This is a genomic window from Novosphingobium gossypii (genome assembly GCF_050433305.1).
Lineage (GTDB): Bacteria > Pseudomonadota > Alphaproteobacteria > Sphingomonadales > Sphingomonadaceae > Novosphingobium > Novosphingobium gossypii.
On sequence record NZ_JBNPXM010000001.1, the window covers coordinates 241,112 to 261,054 of the forward strand.

Genomic DNA, 19,943 nt, shown 5'->3' on the forward strand with positions numbered 1-19,943 from the left:
GCTTTCTGGCGTGGAGCGTGCGATGGCGGAGGACATCTTCGACTTCCAGATCAGCAGCAACGTGCTGGAGAGCCTGGAAGACCTGAAGAAGGCGACCGAGCGCACCCTGCTGCGCCGGATGGCGATGCAGGCGCTGGAGCCGATGCGGGATGAGGCCAAGCGGCTTGCCCCGCGACACGAAGGGTATCTGCGCGATTCCATCGTGATCGGCACAAACCTGACCGCAGGCGCGGCGGCGGAGATGCGGGAGCAGCCCAGCGGCGGTGTGCGCGTGTTCATGGGCACCGCCAACCGCAAGGCCATACCGCTGGAGTTCGGTTCGATCCGCGCCCGCGCCTTTCCGTTCATGCGGCCCGCCTTCCAGACGAAGGTGCAGGCGGCGATCAACTTCGTCATCGACAATCTGGAAACCGAAATCGTGAAGACCGCAGAGAGGGCCGCGAAGCGCGCGGCGAAGCGCGTATGAGCATCAAGATCGGTTCGGCCAATGTCGACCTGACGATCAATTCCGCCCGCTGGGCCAGCAGCCTTGCCGAAGCGCAGACGCGCCTTTCCGCTGCGACGCGGGGCTGGAAGGCCGACTTCACGCAAGTGAAGCTGGCCGCGAAGGACGTGGGCATCACCACCAACCAGCTGGTGCGCGAATTCAATACGCTTCGCGCGGAGCTGAACCCGGCGGCCACCGCGGCGGCGGGGTATCGCCAGCAGATCAAACTGCTAGACCAGGCGCTGAAGCTGGGCGTCATTTCCCAGAAGGAATGGGCTGCCAGCGTCAAGACGGCGCACGTGGCGTATCAGCAGAACATCAGCAAGACAGCATCCGCCAATGCCCAGGCGCAGGCGGGCATGCAGCAGCTGTCCTTCCAGCTAAACGACATCGCCACCATGTGGGCCATGGGTTCGAAGCCCATGCAGATCTTCGCGTCTCAATCCGGTCAGGTCATCCAGGCTGTCCAACTGATGACCACTACAACATCCCGGTTCGGTGCCTTCATGGCAGGGCCATGGGGGATCGCAGTGACGGCGGGCATCATCGTTCTATCGGCATTGATCCCAAAATTGCTCGAAACCGAAGATGCCATGAAAGACGTGCAATTTGCGTCCAACGCGATGGCTGACGCCCAGAGCATCCTCGGCAATGTCATGGATCTCACCACAGGCAAGATCACGACGCAGTCGAAAGCGCTGATGGGCCTTGCTCGCGCGCAGGCGATCGCGGGACAGATCGATGCTCGCCGCAAAATTGTGGATGCGAGAGCCGAATTGCAGGGCCTGACCAATCAGTACGGCGGTTCCACGGTCGATGCCCTTGTCGGAAAGGGCGTCACGGCTGGCAGCGCCGCCGAGGCACTGGCTGGCGGTAAGGTCAATCGATCGATGCTGACGCCCTCGGCGCGTGTTGCCACGTCCGTTCTGGCGGGCTGGAATACCGATGCTGCCGTGAAGGCGTTGGATAAGCTGCGCGAATCCGGCAAGATCACCGACAAGCAATTCCTCAGCCTCGGGAAAACTATCTCAGACCTTGGTGTGGAAGGAGAGAACCTCAAGAAGTTCGAATTGCTGGAGAAGGCATTGGACGGGGATCGCGAGGCGATCTCCGCATTTCTCGATCCCAAAAAACCTGCAAAGGGCAAGCAGAAGAAAGCCCCTGACATGGCCACCACCGCCGAGCAGGCGGAAGCGCTTGGCCGCTACGACATGGAGATCCTGCGCGCCCGGCTAGACCTTGCCACCACGGCCGAGGATCGCGCCGATCTGGAAGGCCAGATGCTCGATCTGGAAAAGGCCCAGCGCTACGCGGAGATCGAGACAGACAAGAAGCTGACCAACGCGCAGAAGGCCCAGCAGCGCAAGAAGCTGGAAGCGCTGTACGGCCCGCAGGCCAGCGCGAACGGTGACATCACCGTGGGCAACGGACTGCTGTACCAGCAGCAGCTGCGCCGCGATGCCGAGCAGCAGGCCCGCCTGTCCGCAGACATGCTAGCGCGGCAGGCGGATTCTCTTCAGGCCTGGGCGGTGATCGAGCCCAACACGCGCCGTCGTGCGGAGATGGAGGAACGCGCGCTCGTCATGTTGCAGAACATCGAGCGGAGCCGCCTTGAAGAGCAGATCGCTGCCGGGCAAGTAGCCAACGCCGTGAAAGCGCGGGCCGATCTGGAATCGAAGCTGGCGGCCCAGCGTGAGCAGCAATCGCTCAGCACGATGACGCCCATGCAGCGGTATCAGTACAACCTGCGGGCGGACGTGGCGAACATCAACGATGCCATGGAAGGCGTGCAGGTGGACGCGATGGAGGGTCTGAACGACGGCATAGCCAACGCCATCGCCGGAACGCAGAAGCTGGGCGACGTGTTCAAGCAGGTGGCCCAGCAGATCATCGCCGACCTGATCCGCATCCAGATCCGCAAGGCCATCGTCGGATCGCTGAGCAATGCGCTAAACCTGTTCGGCGGAGGAGGCCGGACCGCGTGGGAAGGCAGTATCAACGTGTTGGGTGGCAGCGGCGGTCCGCTGAGCGTGGCGGGCGACAACACGCTGAGCGCTGTGCCGCGGTTCGCCAAGGGCACTCGCTTTGCGATGGGCGGACTGTCCATGGTGGGCGAGTACGGCCCAGAGCTGGTGGACATGCCGAGGGGATCGCAGGTGATTTCCAACCGCGAACTTGCAGAACTGGGCGGCGGGGGCGGTGGGGATACCTACATCTCGTACACGCTGCCCTCCGAAGAGTTCTGGGGCCAGGTGGACAACGCCGCATCGAACCGGGCGAACATGACCATGGCGCGCGAGCGGAAGACCAGTGTGCGCAAGGGCAACCGCAAGCTGGGGCGCAGCTGATGATCGACCTGACCAAGCTGCGCTGCATGGCCGCTGATCCCGCGTTGCTGAGCTGGGCAGTGTTGCAGGAGCCCGCGATGGGCGCCGGCGTGACGCAGCGCGTAGGCCGGATGGGCGATCGGTTTTCGCAGGGGTTTTCCACCCCGGAGATGACTTACGAGTCCGAAGGGCGCCGGGCCATTGCGCTGTTGCAGATGGCGCAGCGCCAAGGTGGCCGTGTGCGGTACCGCCAGCCCGGGTTTCGCGTGGGCGCGCCGGGAGCGCCGCTGGTCAACGGCGGGCATATGGGCGGGACCACGCTGGCGCTGAAGGCGCTGACGCCGCGCTATGCCGTCAGCCAAGGGCAGGCGCTGAACGTGACGGTGGCAGGCCGTTCCTACCTGTACTTCGCGGCGGAAAACGCGATCGCGGACGCGGCCGGCAACACCAGCGTGTTGCTGACCACGCCGATGCGCACTTTCCTGTCCGGTGAAGAAGCGGTCGAACTGGCGCGCCCCGTCATCGAGGGCTGGCTTGACGGCAATCAGCGCGACTGGAGCGTAGACACGGCCTGCACCGTGGGGCTGAAATTCACCGTGACGGAGCGGGCGTGACCGATCTTTCCCCGGCGCTGGACGCCGAACTGACCAAGGATGTGGTGACCGTGTTCGCGGCGCTGACCCTGAACATGGACGGCGGGCATGTGATGCGCCTGCTGGACGGTTCTGCCCATCTGAGCCTGCTAGGGCAGATCTACACCGGTGAGGACGCGACGCTTGGCACCTGGGGGGCGATGGACAGCCTTGACGATGGTGCGGGTGACGAAGCGCCGGGACTGGCCATCACGCTGCTCCCTGCGGACGATGCGGCGGCGCTGGCGCTGTCCGGCCCGGCGATGCAGGGCCAGCCGGTCCAAGTGCACATCGGTGCGCGCAACGACGCCACCGGCGCAGTGGTGGGCGATCCGTTCCTGCTGTTCGACGGCGAAGTGGACGTGACGAAGCACGAGTTCGGCAAGAACATGCTGCAGGTCGAACTGGAATGCGTGGGCGGCATGGAGCGCCTGTTCTTCGACGACGAAGGCATACGGCTGGCGCCCAGTTTTCATCAGCAGGTCTGGCCGGGCGAGACAGGCTTCAACCATGTGACCGGCATTCGCGACACTATCTACTGGGGATCGAACGCCCCGACCCGCCAGACCGGCTACACCTTCAACAGCTCCTGGACCATGTAGCGGATATGAACCTTGCGGAACGGGCGGAAGTGACGCGAGCAACGCTGGAGCGGTTCGCGGGGAAGCCGTTCGCCTTTGGCACGTGCGACTGCGGCCTGATCGTGATTTCCCACCTGAAAGCGATGGGCTGGCAGATCCGCACCGGCGGCACGTGGAAATCGGCGACGGCGCTTCGCCGCTTCCTGAACCGGCATGGCGGATCGGGTGCGGCCTGCATCGACAGCTGGGGCGTATCCCGCATTCCGCCGGCGGCGGCGATCGTGGGTGACATCGTGGAGATCGAAGGCGAACCGCCCTTCGGGGCCTTCGGCGTGTGCCTGGGCAATGGCCGCATTCTGGCGTTTCATGAGGACGTCGACACAGCGGCGGTCCTGCAACCGTCTACGCCGCCCTTAGCGGCTTGGAGAACCTGATGGCAAAGGCGCTTCGTATTGCCGCGCTGGTCGTGGCGGTAGCAGCCGCGATCCCATCCGGTGGTACATCGTTGTTGGGCGCAGGCCTGGTCAGTGCGGGCGTTGCCACGACTGTCAGTGTCGCCACGGCGGGGCTTATCGCCTCAGCCGTGGGCCTCGCCTCCGGACTGGTGTCGACACTCACGGCGAAATCCCCTGCCATCGAGGGCGGGCAAACCGAATGGCAAAGCGATCCCAACGGCGCTAGCCCGATCGTTTTCGGTGACACGCTGGTCGCGCCGTCGATCACCTACCGCAAGACGAGCGGCAGCAAGAACAAGTACCAGTTCCTGTGCGGCGTGATTTCCGCCTGCGGACCGATCGAGGCGATCGACGCCACCCGCATCGACGAGGTGACGACGACTTTCGCCGGTTACAACGCGGTGGGCAGCCTGCACGACCGCGTATACCAGCGAACCCAGCTGGGTGCCTGTCCCGAGCCATCGGCGCTGATCCCGACCGGGCCGTGGGGTGCGATCCCAGGGTGGAGCGCTGCAAGCAAGCTGTCGGGCTATGCCGCGGCGATGACCGTCTACGTCTTCGACGGCAAGGGCAAGAACACCTTTACGCAAGTGCCGACGACCCAGTACCGCGTGCGGGGCGTGAAATGCTATGATCCGCGGTACGACAGCACATATCCCGGCGGATCGGGCCCGCAGCGCTGGAACGATCCGACGACGTGGGCATACAGCGCCAACGGGTGGATACAGGCGCTGACTTTCGCCCTGGGCTGGCATCAGGGGCCGAACGCGATCCGGGTGGGGGGCGTAGGGATGCCGCTGACGTCGATCGATGTTCCCGCCTTTGTCGAGGCGGCGAACATCGCCGATGCCAACGGGTGGCTTTCCGGTGGCCGCACGAAGTCCACCGACAGCAAGTGGGACGTGATGAAATCCCTGTGCCAGGCGGGCGGCGGTGAGCCGGTGCGTCTGGGGGCAAGCCTGTCGTGCATCATCAACACACCGCGCGTCTCGATCGGCACGATCAGCCGGGGCGACCTGATCGGCAACGCTTCGGTCACCACGACGCAGACGCGCCGGGACCGGGTGAACGGCATCATCCCGACCTATCGCAGCGAGGATCACGGATTCGAGCAGGTTCCTGCCGGCGTCGTCCGCAACCCCGCATATCTTGCGCAAGATGGCGGAATCGAGCGCACGCGCGAGAAAACGTACCCGATGGTCCAGTGCTATGCCGGGGATAGTCCGGACCAGGTGGCGCAGCTGGCCGGATACGACATCGCCAACGCGCGCGAGGCGGGTCCGGCCGTATTCCCGCTGAAGCTGCGGTGGCTGGGGTATCGCGCGGGCGACTGCCTGACGATAGAGGACACGCCCGAGTTCGGCTATCTGGCGGGCAAGGACGTGATCGTGCTGCGCCGGCAGTTCGATCCGGACACGGCCAGCGTGGTACTGACGCTGCGCGAAGAAACCCGCAGCAAGCATCCATGGGCGCTGAGCCTGATGGGCGTTGCCGCGCCGACCACGACCGGCAACCCAGTGTTTGAGACTGAAGCACCGGCGGAAGGCAGCTGGTCGGCTTCGACGCACATCGAGTACCTTGAGGGCACCCCAACCGGCACAATAGAACTGGAAGGCTCCGTCGACGATGACAGCGCCACGCAAGTGCTGATCGAATACCGGGAAACTGGCACGACGAACTGGATACAGGCCGCGCTGCTGCCGGCATCGACCACCAGCTATGAACTGATGGGGCTATCGGTCGCGCGGACGTACGATGTCGCGATCAGCTATTTCAACGAACTGCGCCTGATCTTCACCGGGCTCGACTTCGATTACACGGCGCCAGTGCCCACGGCCACCGGCGTCACGGCCGATGCTTCGAGCAACCCGCCGATCATCACCTGGCAGATGCCGAGCATCGCCGGGTGGACGACGGCGCGGGTGTTCCGCAATACGACGGACAACCCGGGCGCTGCAGTCGCAGTGTCCGATCCGGTCACCGGAGGCTTATTCGCCGACATGACTTTCGAGGACGATCCGCTGCCCGCCGGAACCTACTGGTGGTGGGTGCGGATCTTCAACGGCGCGACGCTCGTTTCAACATCGATCGCCGCGACGGGGACGGTTGCCTGATGGGCCGGTTCCTGCGCCCGCCGGCTGTCATCCGTCAGGGCGAAAGGCTGATCCCAGAGTTCGACGGGAAGGTGGCAATCCCCGATTTAGGCGTGCTGATGACGGGCGGGCGCGCCGTCATTCGCGTTGACGGCCTCATTATGGGCGACATGGGCAGCGTGTCCGGCATGTACGTCGCACCGGATGGCCTTACGTCCGACCCCTCGCTAGCCACGGATATTCGCGGAGGGCCGGGGCAGAGCGTCAAGGGCGATGCCGGCAACCCGGCATGGACGCCGATGCTCGCGATCGAGACTGACGGCACCGCACGCTATCTGAAGGTGACGGACTGGGCCGGCGGCGCTGGCGCCAAGCCGGCTACGGGATATGTCGGCACGACGGGCATCACCACAAAGGCAAATGCGCCCAACCTCAATGCCGCCAAGAAGTTCGGCGTCTTCAGCGGTGTGAGCAACGCCCAAGGCATCGCCACGATCAGCTTTGGCACTACCTTCGCCGATTCCGCTGCCGCTCCGACCATCGGCCACTGGGGCATTCCAGCGACAGCTGTCGGCGGCACGAGGACGTCGGTCGTAGCAAACACGCTCAGCAAGACGGGCGTCCAGATCAAAGCGGAGGCTCCCGGCTTGCTGGGGAGCGTCCTGAACCTTCTCGTCGGCGCCACCGTCTTCGTCATCGCTACCGAGCAATAGGGAGCACCCATGCCCATCCAACCGCTGTACGCGGCGCGGAACATCGATTTCGCGCCGACGCTGAACTTCGACTATCGCGGCGGGCCTCTACCGCTGACCGGGGCGACAATCTCCATGCAGGTGCGGCTGTATCCCGGCGCCGCCGGGACGCCGCTGGCCGCCGATGCGTCCGCCGACTTCACCGACAGCGTGCATCCCGATCTGGAGCCCGGCAGCGCCGAGGACTGGCGCCGCCTGATCGTCACCCCGAGCATCGGCAGGGCCGCGCTGGCGGCACTCCCCGGCCAGAACACGCCCGACCCCGGCGATCCGCAGACCTTCGCCTACGAAATCAAGATCACCTACGCCGATGACATGCAGGACAGCCTGCTGAGCGGCGAATTCATCCTCTCCGCCGGAGTTGACGCCACATGAGCCGCCTGACGACCCAGCTTACTTTTCAAATCGCCGGGATGCGCGGGCCGGCCGGGATCATCACGGCTGATCTCGCCGCGCTGGAGGCCAATGTCGTAGAGCTGGCAGATCGAACAGAGACGATCGCTGCCGCAGCGCAGTCGGCCGTAGCCCTTGCTTCGTTGGCGGTCCCTGGCTTCACGTTCGGACTTGGCTTCGCCACCGTCGACAAGACCGGCCGAGGCTTTGTCCTTGGCCCGCCTTCGTCATCGACGACCGGCGCATCCAGCGAAATCGCCCGGGGCTTCACGTTCGGAATGGGGCTTGCCACTGTCGATGCGCGCGGCGCGGGATCGGCAGTGATCGAGCCGGCGGGTGTAGGCTTCATCCCCCAGGAAATCGGAACTTATCCCGCCCGCGACGTCGCGATGACCAGCAACTTCGGCACTGTAAGGCTCACGTATTCCCAAGGGGACAACGCCGCGCCGCAGGTCACGCCAACTGGCGTGCGATGGGTCAATACCTCCGCGGCCGGGGCGAGCTCAATTCTTTCGGTCGATCTTCCCGCAAACCCGGCACCCGTTGCTGCTGGTGTCACCGAGATCAGCATGATCGCTGGAATTGGCCAGTCCCTGTCCATCGGAGCGAAGGGAGGGACGCCGGACCCTGATGGCATCATCGATCCATCTGGCCATCTGATGATGTTTTCCGGCGGGATCATGCCGGGGGCCGACAACACCACGACACCCATCCCTGACAGTCGGCTTGGACCGCTGGTTCCGCTTCAGGCAGGGGCGCAGGAGCGATCGGTCTATCCGCGGGCGGGAAACCGCCTTCGACAGGCGGTGGGTGCCTCGAAGGCCATCCTCATGGGTACGTTCGGTGTCGGCGGTGCCGCTTATGGATCGTTGCTGAAGGGCACCGTGCCTTATTCTCGCCTGGTGCGCGCCATGCTGCGCGCGCGGCTTCTTGCGTGGACGGGGCGCCTGCCGGTCAAAATGCGAGGCCTTATCTGCATCCACGGCGAAGCTGATCGTGAGGCTTTGAAGGCCACCTACATGGCGTGGCTGAATGTCTGGCGCAGTGATTTCCAGACGGACGCGCGGGCGATCTGGAATGACGCGGGCCTGATTCTCCCGATGTTCGTCAGCCAGGTCTCCAGCTGGACCCATTACAACATCGCGCGATCCGAGGTTCCGCTGGCGCAGCTTCAGGTGGCCTTGGACAGCCCCGCGCTCTTCTTCATGGTCGGACCGAAGTATCATCTTCCTTATGTCGACAACCAGCACCTGACGGGACCCGGTTACGCCCAGCATGGCGAGGAGATCGGTCGGGCGCTCGCTGCCGTTGCCAATGGCGGAACGTGGGATGGATCATGGTCCCCCTTGCGTGCTGGCTCTGCAACCCGATCCGGCACGACGATCACGGTGACGACGGTAGGCGGTGTAGGCAACACCGTCATCGACACCGGTGTTGTGAGTGATCCGGGCAACTTCGGCGTCACCTATCGCGATGGCAGCGGCGCACAGGTCGCCGTGTCAGGCGTCACCGTCTCAGGATCGACCATCCAGTTTACCATCGCGTCGGCAGTCGCAGGCGTAGCGGAGTTTGGGATGCGTGGCATTCCAGGGAACGGCGGAGGGCCGACGACAGGCCCGCGCACCTGCTTCCGCGATAGCTCCACCGATACTTACGCAGACGGGACAACCATGTCGAAATGGATGGCCCACTGCGAAGTCCCTGTTGCCTGAAGGAGAATACCAATGCCCGGACGCATCTTGAGGATGGCCGACTTCTCTTACCCGGCCTCGATGCAGGCCAGCTTGACGAAATTCCCCGTCGATGCCTTCAACATGGGGCTTGCAGCCATTGCCACAGACTTGGGGCTGACCCATCTTTTCGACCCAGCTTACCTTGCCGATGGCGTCGCGCCGGATCTGGAAACGACCGGCAAACTGGTCGCTACTGCCGTCACCACCCCGACGGGCGGCGATGCATCATTCACCATCAGCACTACGGCCGGATCGGCCACGATCAACGTCACAGCCGTCGGCGCTGGGAACCTGGTCGTTGGTCAGCCGGTAGCCGCTGCCGGCCTGCCTGCGGGCACTTACATTTCGGCGCTGGGCACCGGCGCCGGCGGGACCGGAACCTATACCGTATCCGCGAACGCGACCGCCACAGCGACGGGTGTCGCCATGACTGCCCCTGCGATGGCCCAGTTCGCCATCGCCAACAGCTCTGGAATACTAGCCGATTTCGCGAAGACCGAGACGAGCTTTTCGGCCCTGGTAGTTATCAATCAGACGGCAGCAGATATGGCGGTTGCTGGTTCGAAGGTGGCGCTCGGGACCATCAACGCATCGTTCTTCCTCGTGACCGCTGCAAATGTCCTGACAGTGGGCTTCAACGGCACGAACTCAACTTTCTCGCTCGCCGCAGGCACCCACGTTCTGCTCATCTCCTACGATGATGCGTCGAAGATATGGCAGTTGCGCGGTGCCGCCGACAATCTCATTGGGACGGGCACATTGACGGCGACGCCAGCTAATGGATCGCCCTGGCGCGTCGGCAACCTCGACACCGGGCGCCCCTTCCAAGGCCGGATCGGAAACGCGATCATCTTCAATAAGGCGCTGCACTTGCCGGGCAACGCGGCTTTGCGCGCGCAGCTGCTAGCCTTGGCCCGTGCGAAATACGGCCTGTGAGGGCCTCGCTGGAACAAGCCTGATGACGAGAGGTGCATCATGACCACACTCGGATTGCTCAGCGCGGCGACCAGCCTCGTGGCCAGATCCGTCGAGGCGGGGCCGGTCACACCGATGCCGCCAAGCTTCAATGGGGACGGGCCGCTGTTCATGTTCAACCTGTTCCTGATGACGGCAACGACCTTCATCGGGATCATGATGGCGGGAAAGCAGGCGCGCAGGATCTGGATACAGCGGTATTTCGATCATCCCTTAGATCCGGTGTCGATCTACCGCTTCATTCTACTCTTCGCGGCTTGTGGTATCACCCTGCGATGCGCGGCGGCCGCGATGGAGCTGTGGGGCTGGAACCCTAAAGACCCCGTCACGGTCGCCCGGGTCATGATGGCTAAGCGCTGGCTCGATCCCATTGCCGTATTTTGCGGCCTACTGTGGATGCTCCTCGCCAATCTCGGGGAGCCGGGCGTGGAGCACCAGCTTCGCAAAGCTCCGCTCCCTGTCGACATGTGGAGCCGCTGGCCCACTCTCGCTCGCGCCGCAGGGGTCGTCCTGCTTAGCTTTGGCGCTGCTCTGGCAGCTGTATGTCTCCGCTGAAATTCTTCGCGGTGTTGGGGGCCGCCGCCATGGGTTCGTTCGTATCGCATCAGCAGCAGCCGGTGATCTGGTGGATCGCCGGGTATCCCTTCGTTGCAGGCCCGATGGTGGTCTGCATTCTCGCCGTCATCATCACCCGTCTCGTCATCGGCCTTCAAGCTGAGGGCAAGGCGCAATGGGCGCTGGACGTCGCCGTCTCTGCCCTGTGCCTGCTCGTCACCGTGCTTTGGGTGCAGGCCCACAATCTCGATCTGCTGAAAGCCGGGATTACCGGCATCGGCATCGGCTCCGCCGGCGCTGGCCTGATCGGCATCGCCAAGAATATCACGCTCGGCAAATGGAAGCAGGCGGCGTCCGCCGCGATCGACGTCTTCCGTTCTCCACCGAAGCCCTGACCTCATCTAGGAGACTGATCAATGGACGCACGCAAGCTGCAGTCCTCGCTTGGTGTCGTGCTCGACAACAAGCCGGGGCCGATCACGTTCACCGCGCTATTCCGCAAGCTCGGCGCTAAACCCGACCGGGCCGCCGTCCTTGGACAGGCCGCCGCCGCATACTTCCCTCGCTACGGGATATTGGAAAACCCGCTGCGCCTGATCCACCTGATGGGCCAGCTGACGCACGAAAGCGGCGCCTTTGCCTATATGGAGGAGGTCTGGGGCCCAACCCCAGCGCAAACCCGGTACGAAGGGCGCGCAGACCTCGGGAATACGCAGCGCGGGGACGGTAAGCGGTACAAGGGCCGAGGCCCTATCCAGATCACAGGCCGAGCCAACTACCGTGATTATGGCAAACGGCTTGGTCTCGATCTGGAAGGCAATCCGAACCTCGCCGCCGATCCCGCCATCGGGCTGCGAATCGCTTTGGAATATTGGAGCGTGAACCGTCTGAATGCGCTGGCTGACAGTGACGACCTGGTCGGTATCACGAAGCGGATCAACGGCGGTACCAACGGCCTAGAGGATCGACGCGCTCAGGTTGCGAAGCTGAAGGGCTGGGTCGGGTGAACCCTATCCCTATAGGCTGGTGCCTTGCGGGCGCCGGCGCGGCGGCGCTGCTGGGCGCGTGGGGCGGATACGCCGTCTGCGACTGGCGGCGGGACAGCGCCGACTTGGCAAAGCTGCAGGCGGCGGTTGCCCAAGTGGAAAAGGAAACCGGCCGCCTCAAGGCCGCTGGAGACAAGCTGGAGGAAAGTCGTGCCATCGAACGATCCGCGTCCACCGTGCGAGAGAGCACCATCCGTGAGATCTACCGCGATCGGCCTGCTGCTGCTGATTGCGCTCTCGATCCCGCTGCTGGCCGGGTGCTCGACGACGCGATTGCCACCGCAAACCGCCGCGCAGCAGGCGAACCTGACGGCGCCGTGTCCGCCCGTCGAGGCCCGCCCTGATCCCTTCGTAGACCCGGAGCGCGGAGCATGGGAAGCTCGCCTGATCAGCCAGTACGGCGACTGCGCCGAAGGCAAGCGCCTGCAAGCGGCCTCCTGAGGCCTTTGTGCGCGATGGCGGCCGTGACCACCTCGTTCCCTTTGCAGAGGGGCGCGCCCGCGATGGAGGTTCGCGGATCGTGGATCAGTAGCTGGCCCAGTCCAGTTCCGCGTCGTCCAGCGCCTCATGCATGTCCGGATCAGCACCCAGCGAGCTGATCCGCTTGCGCACCTCCTCCGGGTCACCGTCTTTGGGAAATTGGCGATCACCCTTGGCTGCCTTCGCCAGGTTGCCGATCAATCCCGGCCGGTCAGCTTGATCCAGCAACCAACGTCCGAAGGAAGGGCGGCCGTCTGCCGTCTTGGTGCGTCCCGCACTCGCAAGGCGGGCATCTGGCGGAGCCGGCGTGAATGCGCGGTAGTCGGTCGGCTTGGAAATGTCCTGCCAAGTGCCGCCGCCTGCCGCAATTCGGCCGACCTCACGCCGCAGATCTTCCAGCGATTGTCTTTCCATCGTCTTCTCCTGGATCATCTTACCCTCCTACATGCGGCCTTCCATGCGTGCTCGTCTGGCCAAGGCAGCGCGAAGTCACCCGGCATGGACGTCACCCCTTCGATTGAGATCGGTCGGACTTTCGCTCGCCACTTCGAGCCGCAGATCCGACACCAGAAGCGTTTTCGCGCTTCGCCAAACCGATCGTCCCAGTGCCGCTTCTGAAAGTGCCACCATAGCGGCGGCGCGTGAAAACGTGACGCATGTCCACATTTGCACTTGAGCTCCACAGACCCGCCCAAGGTGCCTGCCTCGAACAATGTTGTTGGGATCATGAATCCCTTCTCGGCCCATTTCACCAGTCATGCCGCCGCTCATTCCGGTTGTGGCAGCAGCATCTCGATCTGGGCTTCATCGCGCAAAGCGGTGCCACACAGGCGCGAATTTGAGGTCGGTGGGCCGAGTGTTTCAGGCTCGGCCACAGCGCGTTCCCGAAGCCGGTGCAGCAGGGCCGGAACGAAATCACGAAGCGCGGCCTGGTCATTCTCCGTTGCGTCGGAGCGATCGGCCATGCGGAAATACTGGCAGCCTAGCGAGATCATCATTTCGTCAGATAGTGGGCAGGTCATGGGTACAGCCTTTCGCGAATCAACATCGCTGGCCGTTATATATGTTCCACGTTTGTTCTTAAATCCCCGTCGGACCGCGATGGGGCGCCTGACAGGTAAATAGGATAGACAATGCCCGTCGGACGCCGCGGGAATGCGTCGGATAAGCCGGGTAGGTTAAACATCGACTCGCAGCGGATTTCTGCAAATCGCGAAGCCCGGCTCAGAATGCGATCGCTCCATTCATCCGCTAGACAATTTAATCAGCTCGCCGTGCAAAATTGACCCCCACATCAGGAAAAAGGCCCACGGGATCGTGCCGATGAGAGTGCCTATGGTGGCGGTTTTCAGAAACCCGTATTTACATTTTAAGATCTCGGCGTTGCGCCATATTTGTCCGCCAATATCAAATTTCAGATCGTCTTCAGTGAGCTTGGAATACTGTGAAACAAAATCAGCCTCTCGTAATTGTGCTATTTCGTTGAAATAGACCAAGGATCTTTGCCCGCCGGTTAGGTGCGGATATGTGCATCTATAAAGTTGCACATACACATAGGCTGCTGATAGCAAAAACAGGGCAAGCGGGATGGCAAGCGTACCCACCCGTAAGTCTCCCCATTTCGTATTAACGGCGGCGATTGCGATCTGCGCAGCAACTACTGCTAGTAAAGCAGTAACCTTGCTGTCGATTCTGGGAAAGAAATTCAAGGTCCTGTCAAGCTGCCGCTCGTAAACCTCAAGGCTAATTAGGTTTGGATCATCCATTTTTAAACTGACCACGTCCAACCTGACCGATAGACGGAAGCGTTATTCATCTTTGTCCAGCTTCGAGCTTCCCACATATTCTGTTTGGTGGGGCCACCGAATTTGGCTTCGTCTAGCATCTGATCGTAGACGGCTTTCGTAATCCAAGTGGGATAGTCATGACCTAGCGTGCACAGTTTAGCAGCCCAGTTTGCGGCGCGACCAACCCAAACCAAATCGTTATCACCACGTACGCCGATCCTAGCGGCCATAAGTTGCGATGTATCAATTCCAACTGTGTGGCGAACCACATAAGTTTCGTTGGTGTAGATCTTCTTCATCTCTGGCGTCACAATATTTTTGACAGCCCAATTGATTTTTAGTCCTGTTTTAACCGCGTCGGTATTTTTACGCCGTCCTACAAAGACAGCCATGATGCGGTCGCCGTCATACGCCGTGATTACCCCATTGTGGGCTTTTACAATCTTTGCTGCGCAATGTAGAAAGGACTTATACACTTCAGCGGAAAATTGCTTTGCTTTGGTATCAACTAACTTTGTGGACTCTGATAAGTCTGCATAAAGCACAGTACCTTCTAGGTTAACCCCGTCGTTTGACAGTTTAACTGTGTCCGCGGCAGGTACAACTGTCCCATCCCGCTCCGTCCAGACTGCGCGAAAGATAGAGCTGCATTCGGTTCTCAGGTCGTCAACTAAAGCCATGTTGCCCCCATGCGTTAATTGTCAAAGCTGGGGAGCTTGTGCGAAATTCCAAGTCACGATCACAGCTTGTGTATCATTTTGACGCAATAGTGTGTGAACAGGTTGCGGAAGGCGATGATGGAAGGGGCCTTCACCCCTGCATAGGTAGTCTATAGCGCCAGCTTCTGGGTGTGTGATCAGTCGGCGTTGACCTAGTCTGGTATCGCTCGCGCTACAGCGGTAATGGCATTATCCAACCCAATTAGGTTTTCAGCAATCTGTTCGAGTGCCCACACTTGCTTGAGAGCCACGTACGCTTGCACCATATCGAGCGGCAGCTCTTCTCCGGGTTGAGCGTCGAATGCGATTCGCCGGCCAGCTTCGTCCTCAATGTACGTGAATTTCGCCATCTTCGTCTCTTTCGCCAACTAATCGATCAAAAAGTCATCTTCATCGCCTGACACCCTCGATCTCATTGCGAGCGGCCTGGGTGATAAATGCGCTACGGGTCAGGCTACGTTCGCGCGCTGCCGTATCAATCGCATCGAGCATACCCCTTTCCATTGAGAGGTTGACGCGGGTGACCCGGTGATCGTTTACGATGCGAGGGACCGCAATCAGGGTGCCGCCGTTCGCTAGATCGTCGACGGCCATGTCGCGAACTTGATCAAGACGGCTCGGCTCAATCTCCAGCTGATCATCGAACCACAATTCTAGTGCTTCGCATGCATTAGGAAGCACGTCTTTGATGTCGTCAGCCGCCGAATTGCAACCCGGCAGATCGGGGAAGGTAACACCAAATGCGCTATCGCCTTCCTGATGCATGACTGCATAAAAATACTTCATGTCGTTTCCTTTCGCATCCTTAGCCGAACGCCTTAAGGGCGCGGGGGATGATGGGGCTGGTCAAAGCCAGCCCGCTATCTTTGCAATGCTCCGTGCTAATCCGCTCGGAAGGTCTTTTTTGGGGTGTGGGACGATCACTGTCTGGCTCCCTCTGCGAAACTTGGCGTGTGAGCCCTTGGTTGAGATATGTTCCCAGCCTTCGCTTTGGAGGCGTTTGACTATCTTCTTGCTATCCCGTTCCATGCGCAAATAAATACACATTTCTTCGCAAGCGGTCAAGTGGATTTGCGCAAATATATGCGCATCATTAGCTTGGAGGTTTTGCTTATGCCCTGATCAAAGCCGCTCTCAACCAGCTGCTGCCAGTCGTCAGCAATCGCACGGACGCGGCCGAAGATCATGTCAGTGGGAGGTTTACAGTCGAGGGACAGGCTACGGAAATCTGCGGCGCGGGGAGGGTGGCGTTTACAGAACTATCGTTTATTATCAGCGCTGCATTGGAAATCATAATCCGCGTGTCGGGGGTTCGAGTCCCTCCTCCGCTACCACCTATTTTCCTACGTTTTTCCCGAAAATTTGTTAGACGCTAATTGTCCGGTTGGGCGATTAGTCGGGCGAAATGGTTCTGCCTTCGAGCTTTCGAATGGCAGCTTCGCCCAGTGCCGGGTCACGGTGTATGTAGTGGGCGTCGAGGATCGTCCCGACTTCCTTCAGGCTGTGACCAGTGATGGCGGCGATTTCTGGAACCGTGGCGCCTGCGATGGCGAGGCGTTACTGCCGTGCCGCGCAGGTCGTGGAAGGTGACGCCGGTTACGCCCGATTTGATGCATGCCTTGCGCCATGAGGCGCGGAGACCGGATTCGGTCCATGCCGTGCCGCGTTCAGTGCGAGGATGGTCAGGGGCAAGGGCTTGCTGTCCCGTGCGCTGCTTGCCTTAGCAGCGTCCAGCGCGGCCTTTAGGGGTGCGCCGACGGGCACGACAACGGCGACTTTGGTTTTGCGCTGGCGGAGGCGGATCGTCTGGCCGTCGTAAGCTGCCCATTGCAAGCATAGGAGACCGGCGGTTGCGGATCTCGCTGGTGAAGTCGGTGGCGCGGGCGCGGATGGTGATCTGATCGGGCGGGCCGGAATGGCTGACGTCGTCCACCTTGAAGCTGCCCTTCGATCAGCCCCAGCGTGACGTCGCGGCCCTGCTTCCAGCCTAGCTGCAGATGGAGCACGGCACCTTCGGGCGGGATGCCCAACATGCCGTCGTGATCGCTCAGCACGATGTCCAGCTGGTTGGCCTCATCCCCGCGCTTTTCCGAGAGGGTGAGCGAGACCGGGCGCGGGCGGATGCGATCGGACAGATCCTGCCCATCAAGCGTGACGCGCCAGTCAGGTGTATTGTTCACCGCGCGGTTCATGCGTCGGTCTGCTGCGTGGTCAGAGCGGCGGGATCATCGACGCCGAGCAGATCGATGCCGAAGTCGATCCGGCGCGGGGTTCCAAGGATTTCGCGGACGGACTGCGCGATGTGCTCGATGCCATCGAGCGCGGTGCCGCCGGTGCGTGACATGCCAGCCATCAGACCGGCCCTCCGCTCTGCGCACCGCCCGCCTGAACGCCTGTGTGCTTGTGGCCCTTGAGGCTGATGCCGCCGCCAACAACGTCTTGGGAGACCGTGACGGTAGAATTGACGGTGACCGCATCGTTGAAGGTTATCTTCCTCGACGGGCTTTACGACTACCAGCAGACATGGTGGAACGCGCTGAGCCAGCGCACCCGCATGATCCTGAAGTCGCGCCAGATCGGCGCGACGTATTACTTCGCCTTCGAAGCGCTGATCGACGCGATCGAGACCGGGCGCAACCAGATCTTTCTGTCAGCGTCGAAGGCGCAGGCCCACCAGTTCCGCTCCTACATTGTCAGCTTCGCCAAGCTGGTGGGCGTGGCGCTGACAGGCGATCCGATGCTGATCACGTCGGACCTGCGGCCCGAGGCGGAAGCCGCAGCCTAGATGCACTTCCTCGGCACGAACTTCCGAGCCGCCCAAGGCCGGCATGGCAATTTCTACTTCGACGAGTTCTTCTGGGTCCATTCGTTCGAGGAGTTGAACAAGGTCGCCTCGGGCATGGGGACGCACAAGAAGTGGCGCAAAACCTACTTCTCGACGCCGTCCACCGTCGCCCATCCTGCTTATCCGTACTGGACGGGGGAGCGGCGCAACCGGCGCCGGAAGAAGGAAGACAGGATCGACATCGACCTCAGTCATGCCGCGCTGGCGGCGGGCAGCGTCGGGCCGGATCGCATCTGGCGCCACATCGTCAATATCGAGGACGCGGAGCGCGGCGGCTGCTACCGGTTCGACATTGAGGAACTGCGCAACAAGTACGCGCCGGACGAGTTCGCCAACCTGTTCCTGTGCGACTTCGTGGACGACAGCCAGTCGGCCTTCAAGTTCAACGACAAGATCGCGTGCGGCTGTGACAGCCTGGTGGACTGGACCGACTTCAACCTTGAAGCCGATCGTCCCTATGGCAACCGCAACGTATGGGCGGGGTACGATCCGCAGGAGAGCGAGAACGGGGAACATCGAAGCGTTTTTGGATGAAGAATGCGTGTGAGGCTTGTTTCGGCCGTCGCGTTGCCTGTCTCGGCTTCCAACGTTTTGGCAAGGCGTGCTATGCTTGCAGGTCGCAGGCTCATGGTACCCAGCGAAGAAAAGCTTCAAGAATTTCGGGAAAGTTCGGGCGATGGATATCCGGCAGGATTTCAGACCGAAGTCGCTGGTCCGAAGCCCACCACGGATGCTCCTTCCTGCTGGCAGAGGGCCGGACAGGGTGCCTGGAACGCTCTTGAAAGCAATTCCATAACGCTGCCTTGATTCCGGCGGGCTGTTCGAGCAGATGAGCGGCGTGCATTTCGCGGGGGCAACTATGGGTACGATTATGGGCGAAGGCGCGGTAAGCCATGTGCGGCCACCCGCTGAAAATCACCTCATCAATCTACTCCGGTTTGGTGCAGCCCTTGCCGTAGTCCTGTCTCATGCAAGAACGGTTCTGTTCGTGGACTACGATGCTGCTCCGCACGATGTCCTTACGACTTTGGCTTATGGGCTTACGGCTCTTGGCAAGGAAGCAGTCACGGTATTCTTTGTGCTCAGCGGCTTCTGGGTGGGCGGTGCGGCCATGAGAAAGGTCGAAAGCGGCAGGTTCGCCTGGCATGATTATCTGAGTGACCGGGCAATTCGGCTCTGGCTGGTATTGGTTCCCGGCTTGATACTGACTGCCCTGATCGATGTGATCGGCATGCAGTTCTTCGGGGAAGCCAGCGTCTATGCGGGGGACGGTCGATACCAGGGAGTGGTCGGGCCGGACCCTTTCCCTCGGGAAGCCTGGCTGTTCGGCGCGAACGTCCTGTTCCTGCAGGGCCTGTTTGTCGAGCCATTCGGGAGTGATGGCGCCTTATGGTCGGTCGGCTATGAGTTCTGGATGTACGTCGTAGGTGCCGCCATCATCGTTTGCACCTACCGCCGGTCGGCGATCAACTTCGTGATTGCGCTGCTGCTGTTGGCCGGGTGTACGATGGGCGAGCCGGGCAGATTCCCGCTTTACATGATGATCTGGCTGCTGGGTGCGATTGTCGCTCGGGCATCGCCGTACCTCAAAAAGGCGTCGTCGAGGCTGAGCCTGACTTACGTCAACGTTGTCCGGATCGGCTGTGCGGCGCTTCTGGTGGCGGGCGCTCTCATGGTCCGGGGGCTGAAGCTGCCGTTTGAAGCAGGCCTGTTCACCGTGGCGGCTTTGACGGCGGTTCTGCTGGCCACGCTGGTGGTCCGCGACGATGCTATTCGGCACGATAGTCCGTTTCGCTGGGCGTCCTGGATGGCGGCGTTTTCGTTCTCCCTGTACGTGATCCACCAGCCGCTGCTTCTGTTTCTTGTGGCCTTCGCAGGGATCGACATCGACAATCGTTGGCAACCGGATGCAGTTCATTGGATCGCATTCGGCGGCGTTATCGCCAGCCTGCTGGTGGCGGCGTATGCCTTTGCAGCGGTAACGGAGAAGCATACCGCCACGGTACGCTCCAGTCTCAAGGCGGCCATTCGTTTGCGCCGGATGCCGGCGGGTTGAGGTTCGTCGTCCTCGGCTGGTGTGCGT

At 61.8% G+C, this 19,943-nt stretch carries 25 protein-coding genes and 1 pseudogene; 16 read left to right on the plus strand and 10 right to left on the minus strand.

Going from position 1 to position 19,943, the window contains the following annotated elements; all coding sequences use genetic code 11:
* Positions 1 to 22 precede the first annotated feature (22 nt).
* The 14 genes from GGR40_RS01305 to GGR40_RS01370 are packed head-to-tail and all read left to right on the plus strand — an operon-like array spanning position 23 to position 12,373.
* Positions 23 to 466, plus strand: coding sequence for an HK97-gp10 family putative phage morphogenesis protein (locus GGR40_RS01305; RefSeq protein WP_429274392.1), 444 nt, complete (start codon positions 23 to 25; stop codon positions 464 to 466).
* Positions 463 to 2,835 (plus strand): phage tail tape measure C-terminal domain-containing protein, encoded by a 2,373-nt coding sequence (locus GGR40_RS01310; RefSeq protein WP_429274393.1) that lies wholly within the window; start codon positions 463 to 465, stop codon positions 2,833 to 2,835. The genes GGR40_RS01305 and GGR40_RS01310 overlap by 4 nt, the downstream gene beginning before the upstream one ends.
* Complete coding sequence (locus GGR40_RS01315; protein ID WP_429274394.1) at positions 2,835 to 3,428, plus strand: hypothetical protein; 594 nt, start codon at positions 2,835 to 2,837, stop codon at positions 3,426 to 3,428. The genes GGR40_RS01310 and GGR40_RS01315 overlap by 1 nt, the downstream gene beginning before the upstream one ends.
* Complete coding sequence (locus GGR40_RS01320) at positions 3,425 to 4,048, plus strand: hypothetical protein (RefSeq protein ID WP_429274395.1); 624 nt, start codon at positions 3,425 to 3,427, stop codon at positions 4,046 to 4,048. The genes GGR40_RS01315 and GGR40_RS01320 overlap by 4 nt, the downstream gene beginning before the upstream one ends.
* A gap of 5 nt (positions 4,049 to 4,053) precedes the next feature.
* Complete coding sequence (locus GGR40_RS01325; RefSeq protein ID WP_429274396.1) at positions 4,054 to 4,461, plus strand: DUF6950 family protein; 408 nt, start codon at positions 4,054 to 4,056, stop codon at positions 4,459 to 4,461.
* On the plus strand, positions 4,461 to 6,596 hold the full coding sequence (locus GGR40_RS01330; protein ID WP_429274397.1) for a phage tail protein: 2,136 nt from the start codon (positions 4,461 to 4,463) through the stop codon (positions 6,594 to 6,596). Before GGR40_RS01325 ends, GGR40_RS01330 begins: the two co-directional genes overlap by 1 nt.
* Positions 6,596 to 7,288 carry a hypothetical protein gene (locus tag GGR40_RS01335; protein ID WP_429274398.1) on the plus strand — a complete coding sequence of 231 codons (693 nt, stop codon included), beginning with the start codon at positions 6,596 to 6,598 and terminating at the stop codon, positions 7,286 to 7,288. Before GGR40_RS01330 ends, GGR40_RS01335 begins: the two co-directional genes overlap by 1 nt.
* A gap of 9 nt (positions 7,289 to 7,297) precedes the next feature.
* Positions 7,298 to 7,702 (plus strand): hypothetical protein, encoded by a 405-nt coding sequence (locus GGR40_RS01340; protein WP_429274399.1) that lies wholly within the window; start codon positions 7,298 to 7,300, stop codon positions 7,700 to 7,702.
* Positions 7,699 to 9,432, plus strand: coding sequence for a hypothetical protein (locus GGR40_RS01345; RefSeq protein ID WP_429274400.1), 1,734 nt, complete (start codon positions 7,699 to 7,701; stop codon positions 9,430 to 9,432). Before GGR40_RS01340 ends, GGR40_RS01345 begins: the two co-directional genes overlap by 4 nt.
* Positions 9,433 to 9,444: 12 nt before the next feature.
* The gene (locus GGR40_RS01350; protein WP_429274401.1) at positions 9,445 to 10,389 is read left to right on the plus strand and encodes a hypothetical protein; all 945 of its coding nucleotides are present in this window, start codon (positions 9,445 to 9,447) and stop codon (positions 10,387 to 10,389) included.
* Positions 10,390 to 10,428: 39 nt separating this feature from the next.
* Entirely contained in the window at positions 10,429 to 10,983 is a 555-nt protein-coding gene (locus GGR40_RS01355; protein WP_429274402.1) for a hypothetical protein, read from the plus strand.
* Positions 10,971 to 11,378 carry a hypothetical protein gene (locus GGR40_RS01360; protein WP_429274403.1) on the plus strand — a complete coding sequence of 136 codons (408 nt, stop codon included), beginning with the start codon at positions 10,971 to 10,973 and terminating at the stop codon, positions 11,376 to 11,378. The genes GGR40_RS01355 and GGR40_RS01360 overlap by 13 nt, the downstream gene beginning before the upstream one ends.
* Positions 11,379 to 11,399: 21 nt before the next feature.
* Positions 11,400 to 11,990: a glycoside hydrolase family 19 protein gene (locus GGR40_RS01365; RefSeq protein WP_429274404.1), complete on the plus strand. Its 591-nt coding sequence runs from the start codon at positions 11,400 to 11,402 to the stop codon at positions 11,988 to 11,990.
* Positions 11,987 to 12,373: a hypothetical protein gene (locus GGR40_RS01370; RefSeq protein ID WP_429274405.1), complete on the plus strand. Its 387-nt coding sequence runs from the start codon at positions 11,987 to 11,989 to the stop codon at positions 12,371 to 12,373. The genes GGR40_RS01365 and GGR40_RS01370 overlap by 4 nt, the downstream gene beginning before the upstream one ends.
* Positions 12,374 to 12,554: 181 nt before the next feature.
* Here the strand turns inward: GGR40_RS01370 and GGR40_RS01375 are convergent, their stop codons facing one another.
* The 10 genes from GGR40_RS01375 to GGR40_RS01420 form a co-directional block, all read right to left on the minus strand.
* Entirely contained in the window at positions 12,555 to 12,941 is a 387-nt protein-coding gene (locus tag GGR40_RS01375; RefSeq protein WP_429274406.1) for a hypothetical protein, read from the minus strand.
* A 335-nt stretch (positions 12,942 to 13,276) separates the two neighbouring features.
* On the minus strand, positions 13,277 to 13,531 hold the full coding sequence (locus GGR40_RS01380; RefSeq protein ID WP_429274407.1) for a hypothetical protein: 255 nt from the start codon (positions 13,529 to 13,531) through the stop codon (positions 13,277 to 13,279).
* A gap of 222 nt (positions 13,532 to 13,753) precedes the next feature.
* On the minus strand, positions 13,754 to 14,275 hold the full coding sequence (locus GGR40_RS01385) for a Pycsar system effector family protein (protein ID WP_429274408.1): 522 nt from the start codon (positions 14,273 to 14,275) through the stop codon (positions 13,754 to 13,756).
* Positions 14,276 to 14,277: 2 nt separating this feature from the next.
* Positions 14,278 to 14,976 (minus strand): adenylate/guanylate cyclase domain-containing protein, encoded by a 699-nt coding sequence (locus GGR40_RS01390; protein WP_429274409.1) that lies wholly within the window; start codon positions 14,974 to 14,976, stop codon positions 14,278 to 14,280.
* 191 nt (positions 14,977 to 15,167) lie between these two features.
* Positions 15,168 to 15,365, minus strand: coding sequence for a hypothetical protein (locus GGR40_RS01395; protein WP_429274410.1), 198 nt, complete (start codon positions 15,363 to 15,365; stop codon positions 15,168 to 15,170).
* A 40-nt stretch (positions 15,366 to 15,405) separates the two neighbouring features.
* Positions 15,406 to 15,801, minus strand: coding sequence for a type II toxin-antitoxin system HicB family antitoxin (locus tag GGR40_RS01400; protein ID WP_429274411.1), 396 nt, complete (start codon positions 15,799 to 15,801; stop codon positions 15,406 to 15,408).
* 60 nt (positions 15,802 to 15,861) lie between these two features.
* Positions 15,862 to 16,062 (minus strand): type II toxin-antitoxin system HicA family toxin, encoded by a 201-nt coding sequence (locus GGR40_RS01405; RefSeq protein ID WP_429275193.1) that lies wholly within the window; start codon positions 16,060 to 16,062, stop codon positions 15,862 to 15,864.
* 695 nt (positions 16,063 to 16,757) lie between these two features.
* Entirely contained in the window at positions 16,758 to 17,195 is a 438-nt protein-coding gene (locus tag GGR40_RS01410; RefSeq protein ID WP_429274412.1) for a hypothetical protein, read from the minus strand.
* An 8-nt stretch (positions 17,196 to 17,203) separates the two neighbouring features.
* Positions 17,204 to 17,368: a GPW/gp25 family protein gene (locus GGR40_RS01415; protein ID WP_429274413.1), complete on the minus strand. Its 165-nt coding sequence runs from the start codon at positions 17,366 to 17,368 to the stop codon at positions 17,204 to 17,206.
* Positions 17,368 to 17,505: a hypothetical protein gene (locus tag GGR40_RS01420; RefSeq protein ID WP_429275194.1), complete on the minus strand. Its 138-nt coding sequence runs from the start codon at positions 17,503 to 17,505 to the stop codon at positions 17,368 to 17,370. The genes GGR40_RS01415 and GGR40_RS01420 overlap by 1 nt, the downstream gene beginning before the upstream one ends.
* Before the next feature lie 64 nt (positions 17,506 to 17,569).
* Between GGR40_RS01420 and GGR40_RS01425 the strand changes: the two are divergent.
* Both GGR40_RS01425 and GGR40_RS01430 read left to right on the plus strand, forming a co-directional pair.
* Positions 17,570 to 18,394 (plus strand): annotated as a pseudogene (locus GGR40_RS01425) (terminase large subunit domain-containing protein).
* A gap of 325 nt (positions 18,395 to 18,719) precedes the next feature.
* A complete protein-coding gene (locus GGR40_RS01430; RefSeq protein ID WP_429274414.1) occupies positions 18,720 to 19,916 on the plus strand; it encodes an acyltransferase family protein in 1,197 nt (398 codons plus the stop codon).
* Positions 19,917 to 19,943: the final 27 nt, after the last annotated feature.

Bases quoted from the DNA above. Each gene is read 5' to 3' on its own strand.
- GGR40_RS01305 (WP_429274392.1), top strand. From the start codon at position 23: ATGGCGGAGGACATCTTCGACTTCCAGATCAGCAGCAACGTGCTGGAG.
- GGR40_RS01310 (WP_429274393.1), top strand. From the start codon at position 463: ATGAGCATCAAGATCGGTTCGGCCAATGTCGACCTGACGATCAATTCC.
- GGR40_RS01315 (WP_429274394.1), top strand. From the start codon at position 2,835: ATGATCGACCTGACCAAGCTGCGCTGCATGGCCGCTGATCCCGCGTTG.
- GGR40_RS01325 (WP_429274396.1), top strand. From the start codon at position 4,054: ATGAACCTTGCGGAACGGGCGGAAGTGACGCGAGCAACGCTGGAGCGG.
- GGR40_RS01330 (WP_429274397.1), top strand. From the start codon at position 4,461: ATGGCAAAGGCGCTTCGTATTGCCGCGCTGGTCGTGGCGGTAGCAGCC.
- GGR40_RS01335 (WP_429274398.1), top strand. From the start codon at position 6,596: ATGGGCCGGTTCCTGCGCCCGCCGGCTGTCATCCGTCAGGGCGAAAGG.
- GGR40_RS01340 (WP_429274399.1), top strand. From the start codon at position 7,298: ATGCCCATCCAACCGCTGTACGCGGCGCGGAACATCGATTTCGCGCCG.
- GGR40_RS01345 (WP_429274400.1), top strand. From the start codon at position 7,699: ATGAGCCGCCTGACGACCCAGCTTACTTTTCAAATCGCCGGGATGCGC.
- GGR40_RS01350 (WP_429274401.1), top strand. From the start codon at position 9,445: ATGCCCGGACGCATCTTGAGGATGGCCGACTTCTCTTACCCGGCCTCG.
- GGR40_RS01355 (WP_429274402.1), top strand. From the start codon at position 10,429: ATGACCACACTCGGATTGCTCAGCGCGGCGACCAGCCTCGTGGCCAGA.
- GGR40_RS01360 (WP_429274403.1), top strand. From the start codon at position 10,971: ATGTCTCCGCTGAAATTCTTCGCGGTGTTGGGGGCCGCCGCCATGGGT.
- GGR40_RS01365 (WP_429274404.1), top strand. From the start codon at position 11,400: ATGGACGCACGCAAGCTGCAGTCCTCGCTTGGTGTCGTGCTCGACAAC.
- GGR40_RS01375 (WP_429274406.1), bottom strand. From the start codon at position 12,941: ATGATCCAGGAGAAGACGATGGAAAGACAATCGCTGGAAGATCTGCGG.
- GGR40_RS01380 (WP_429274407.1), bottom strand. From the start codon at position 13,531: ATGACCTGCCCACTATCTGACGAAATGATGATCTCGCTAGGCTGCCAG.
- GGR40_RS01385 (WP_429274408.1), bottom strand. From the start codon at position 14,275: ATGGATGATCCAAACCTAATTAGCCTTGAGGTTTACGAGCGGCAGCTT.
- GGR40_RS01390 (WP_429274409.1), bottom strand. From the start codon at position 14,976: ATGGCTTTAGTTGACGACCTGAGAACCGAATGCAGCTCTATCTTTCGC.
- GGR40_RS01395 (WP_429274410.1), bottom strand. From the start codon at position 15,365: ATGGCGAAATTCACGTACATTGAGGACGAAGCTGGCCGGCGAATCGCA.
- GGR40_RS01400 (WP_429274411.1), bottom strand. From the start codon at position 15,801: ATGAAGTATTTTTATGCAGTCATGCATCAGGAAGGCGATAGCGCATTT.
- GGR40_RS01405 (WP_429275193.1), bottom strand. From the start codon at position 16,062: ATGTGTATTTATTTGCGCATGGAACGGGATAGCAAGAAGATAGTCAAA.
- GGR40_RS01415 (WP_429274413.1), bottom strand. From the start codon at position 17,368: ATGGCTGGCATGTCACGCACCGGCGGCACCGCGCTCGATGGCATCGAG.
- GGR40_RS01430 (WP_429274414.1), top strand. From the start codon at position 18,720: ATGGGTACGATTATGGGCGAAGGCGCGGTAAGCCATGTGCGGCCACCC.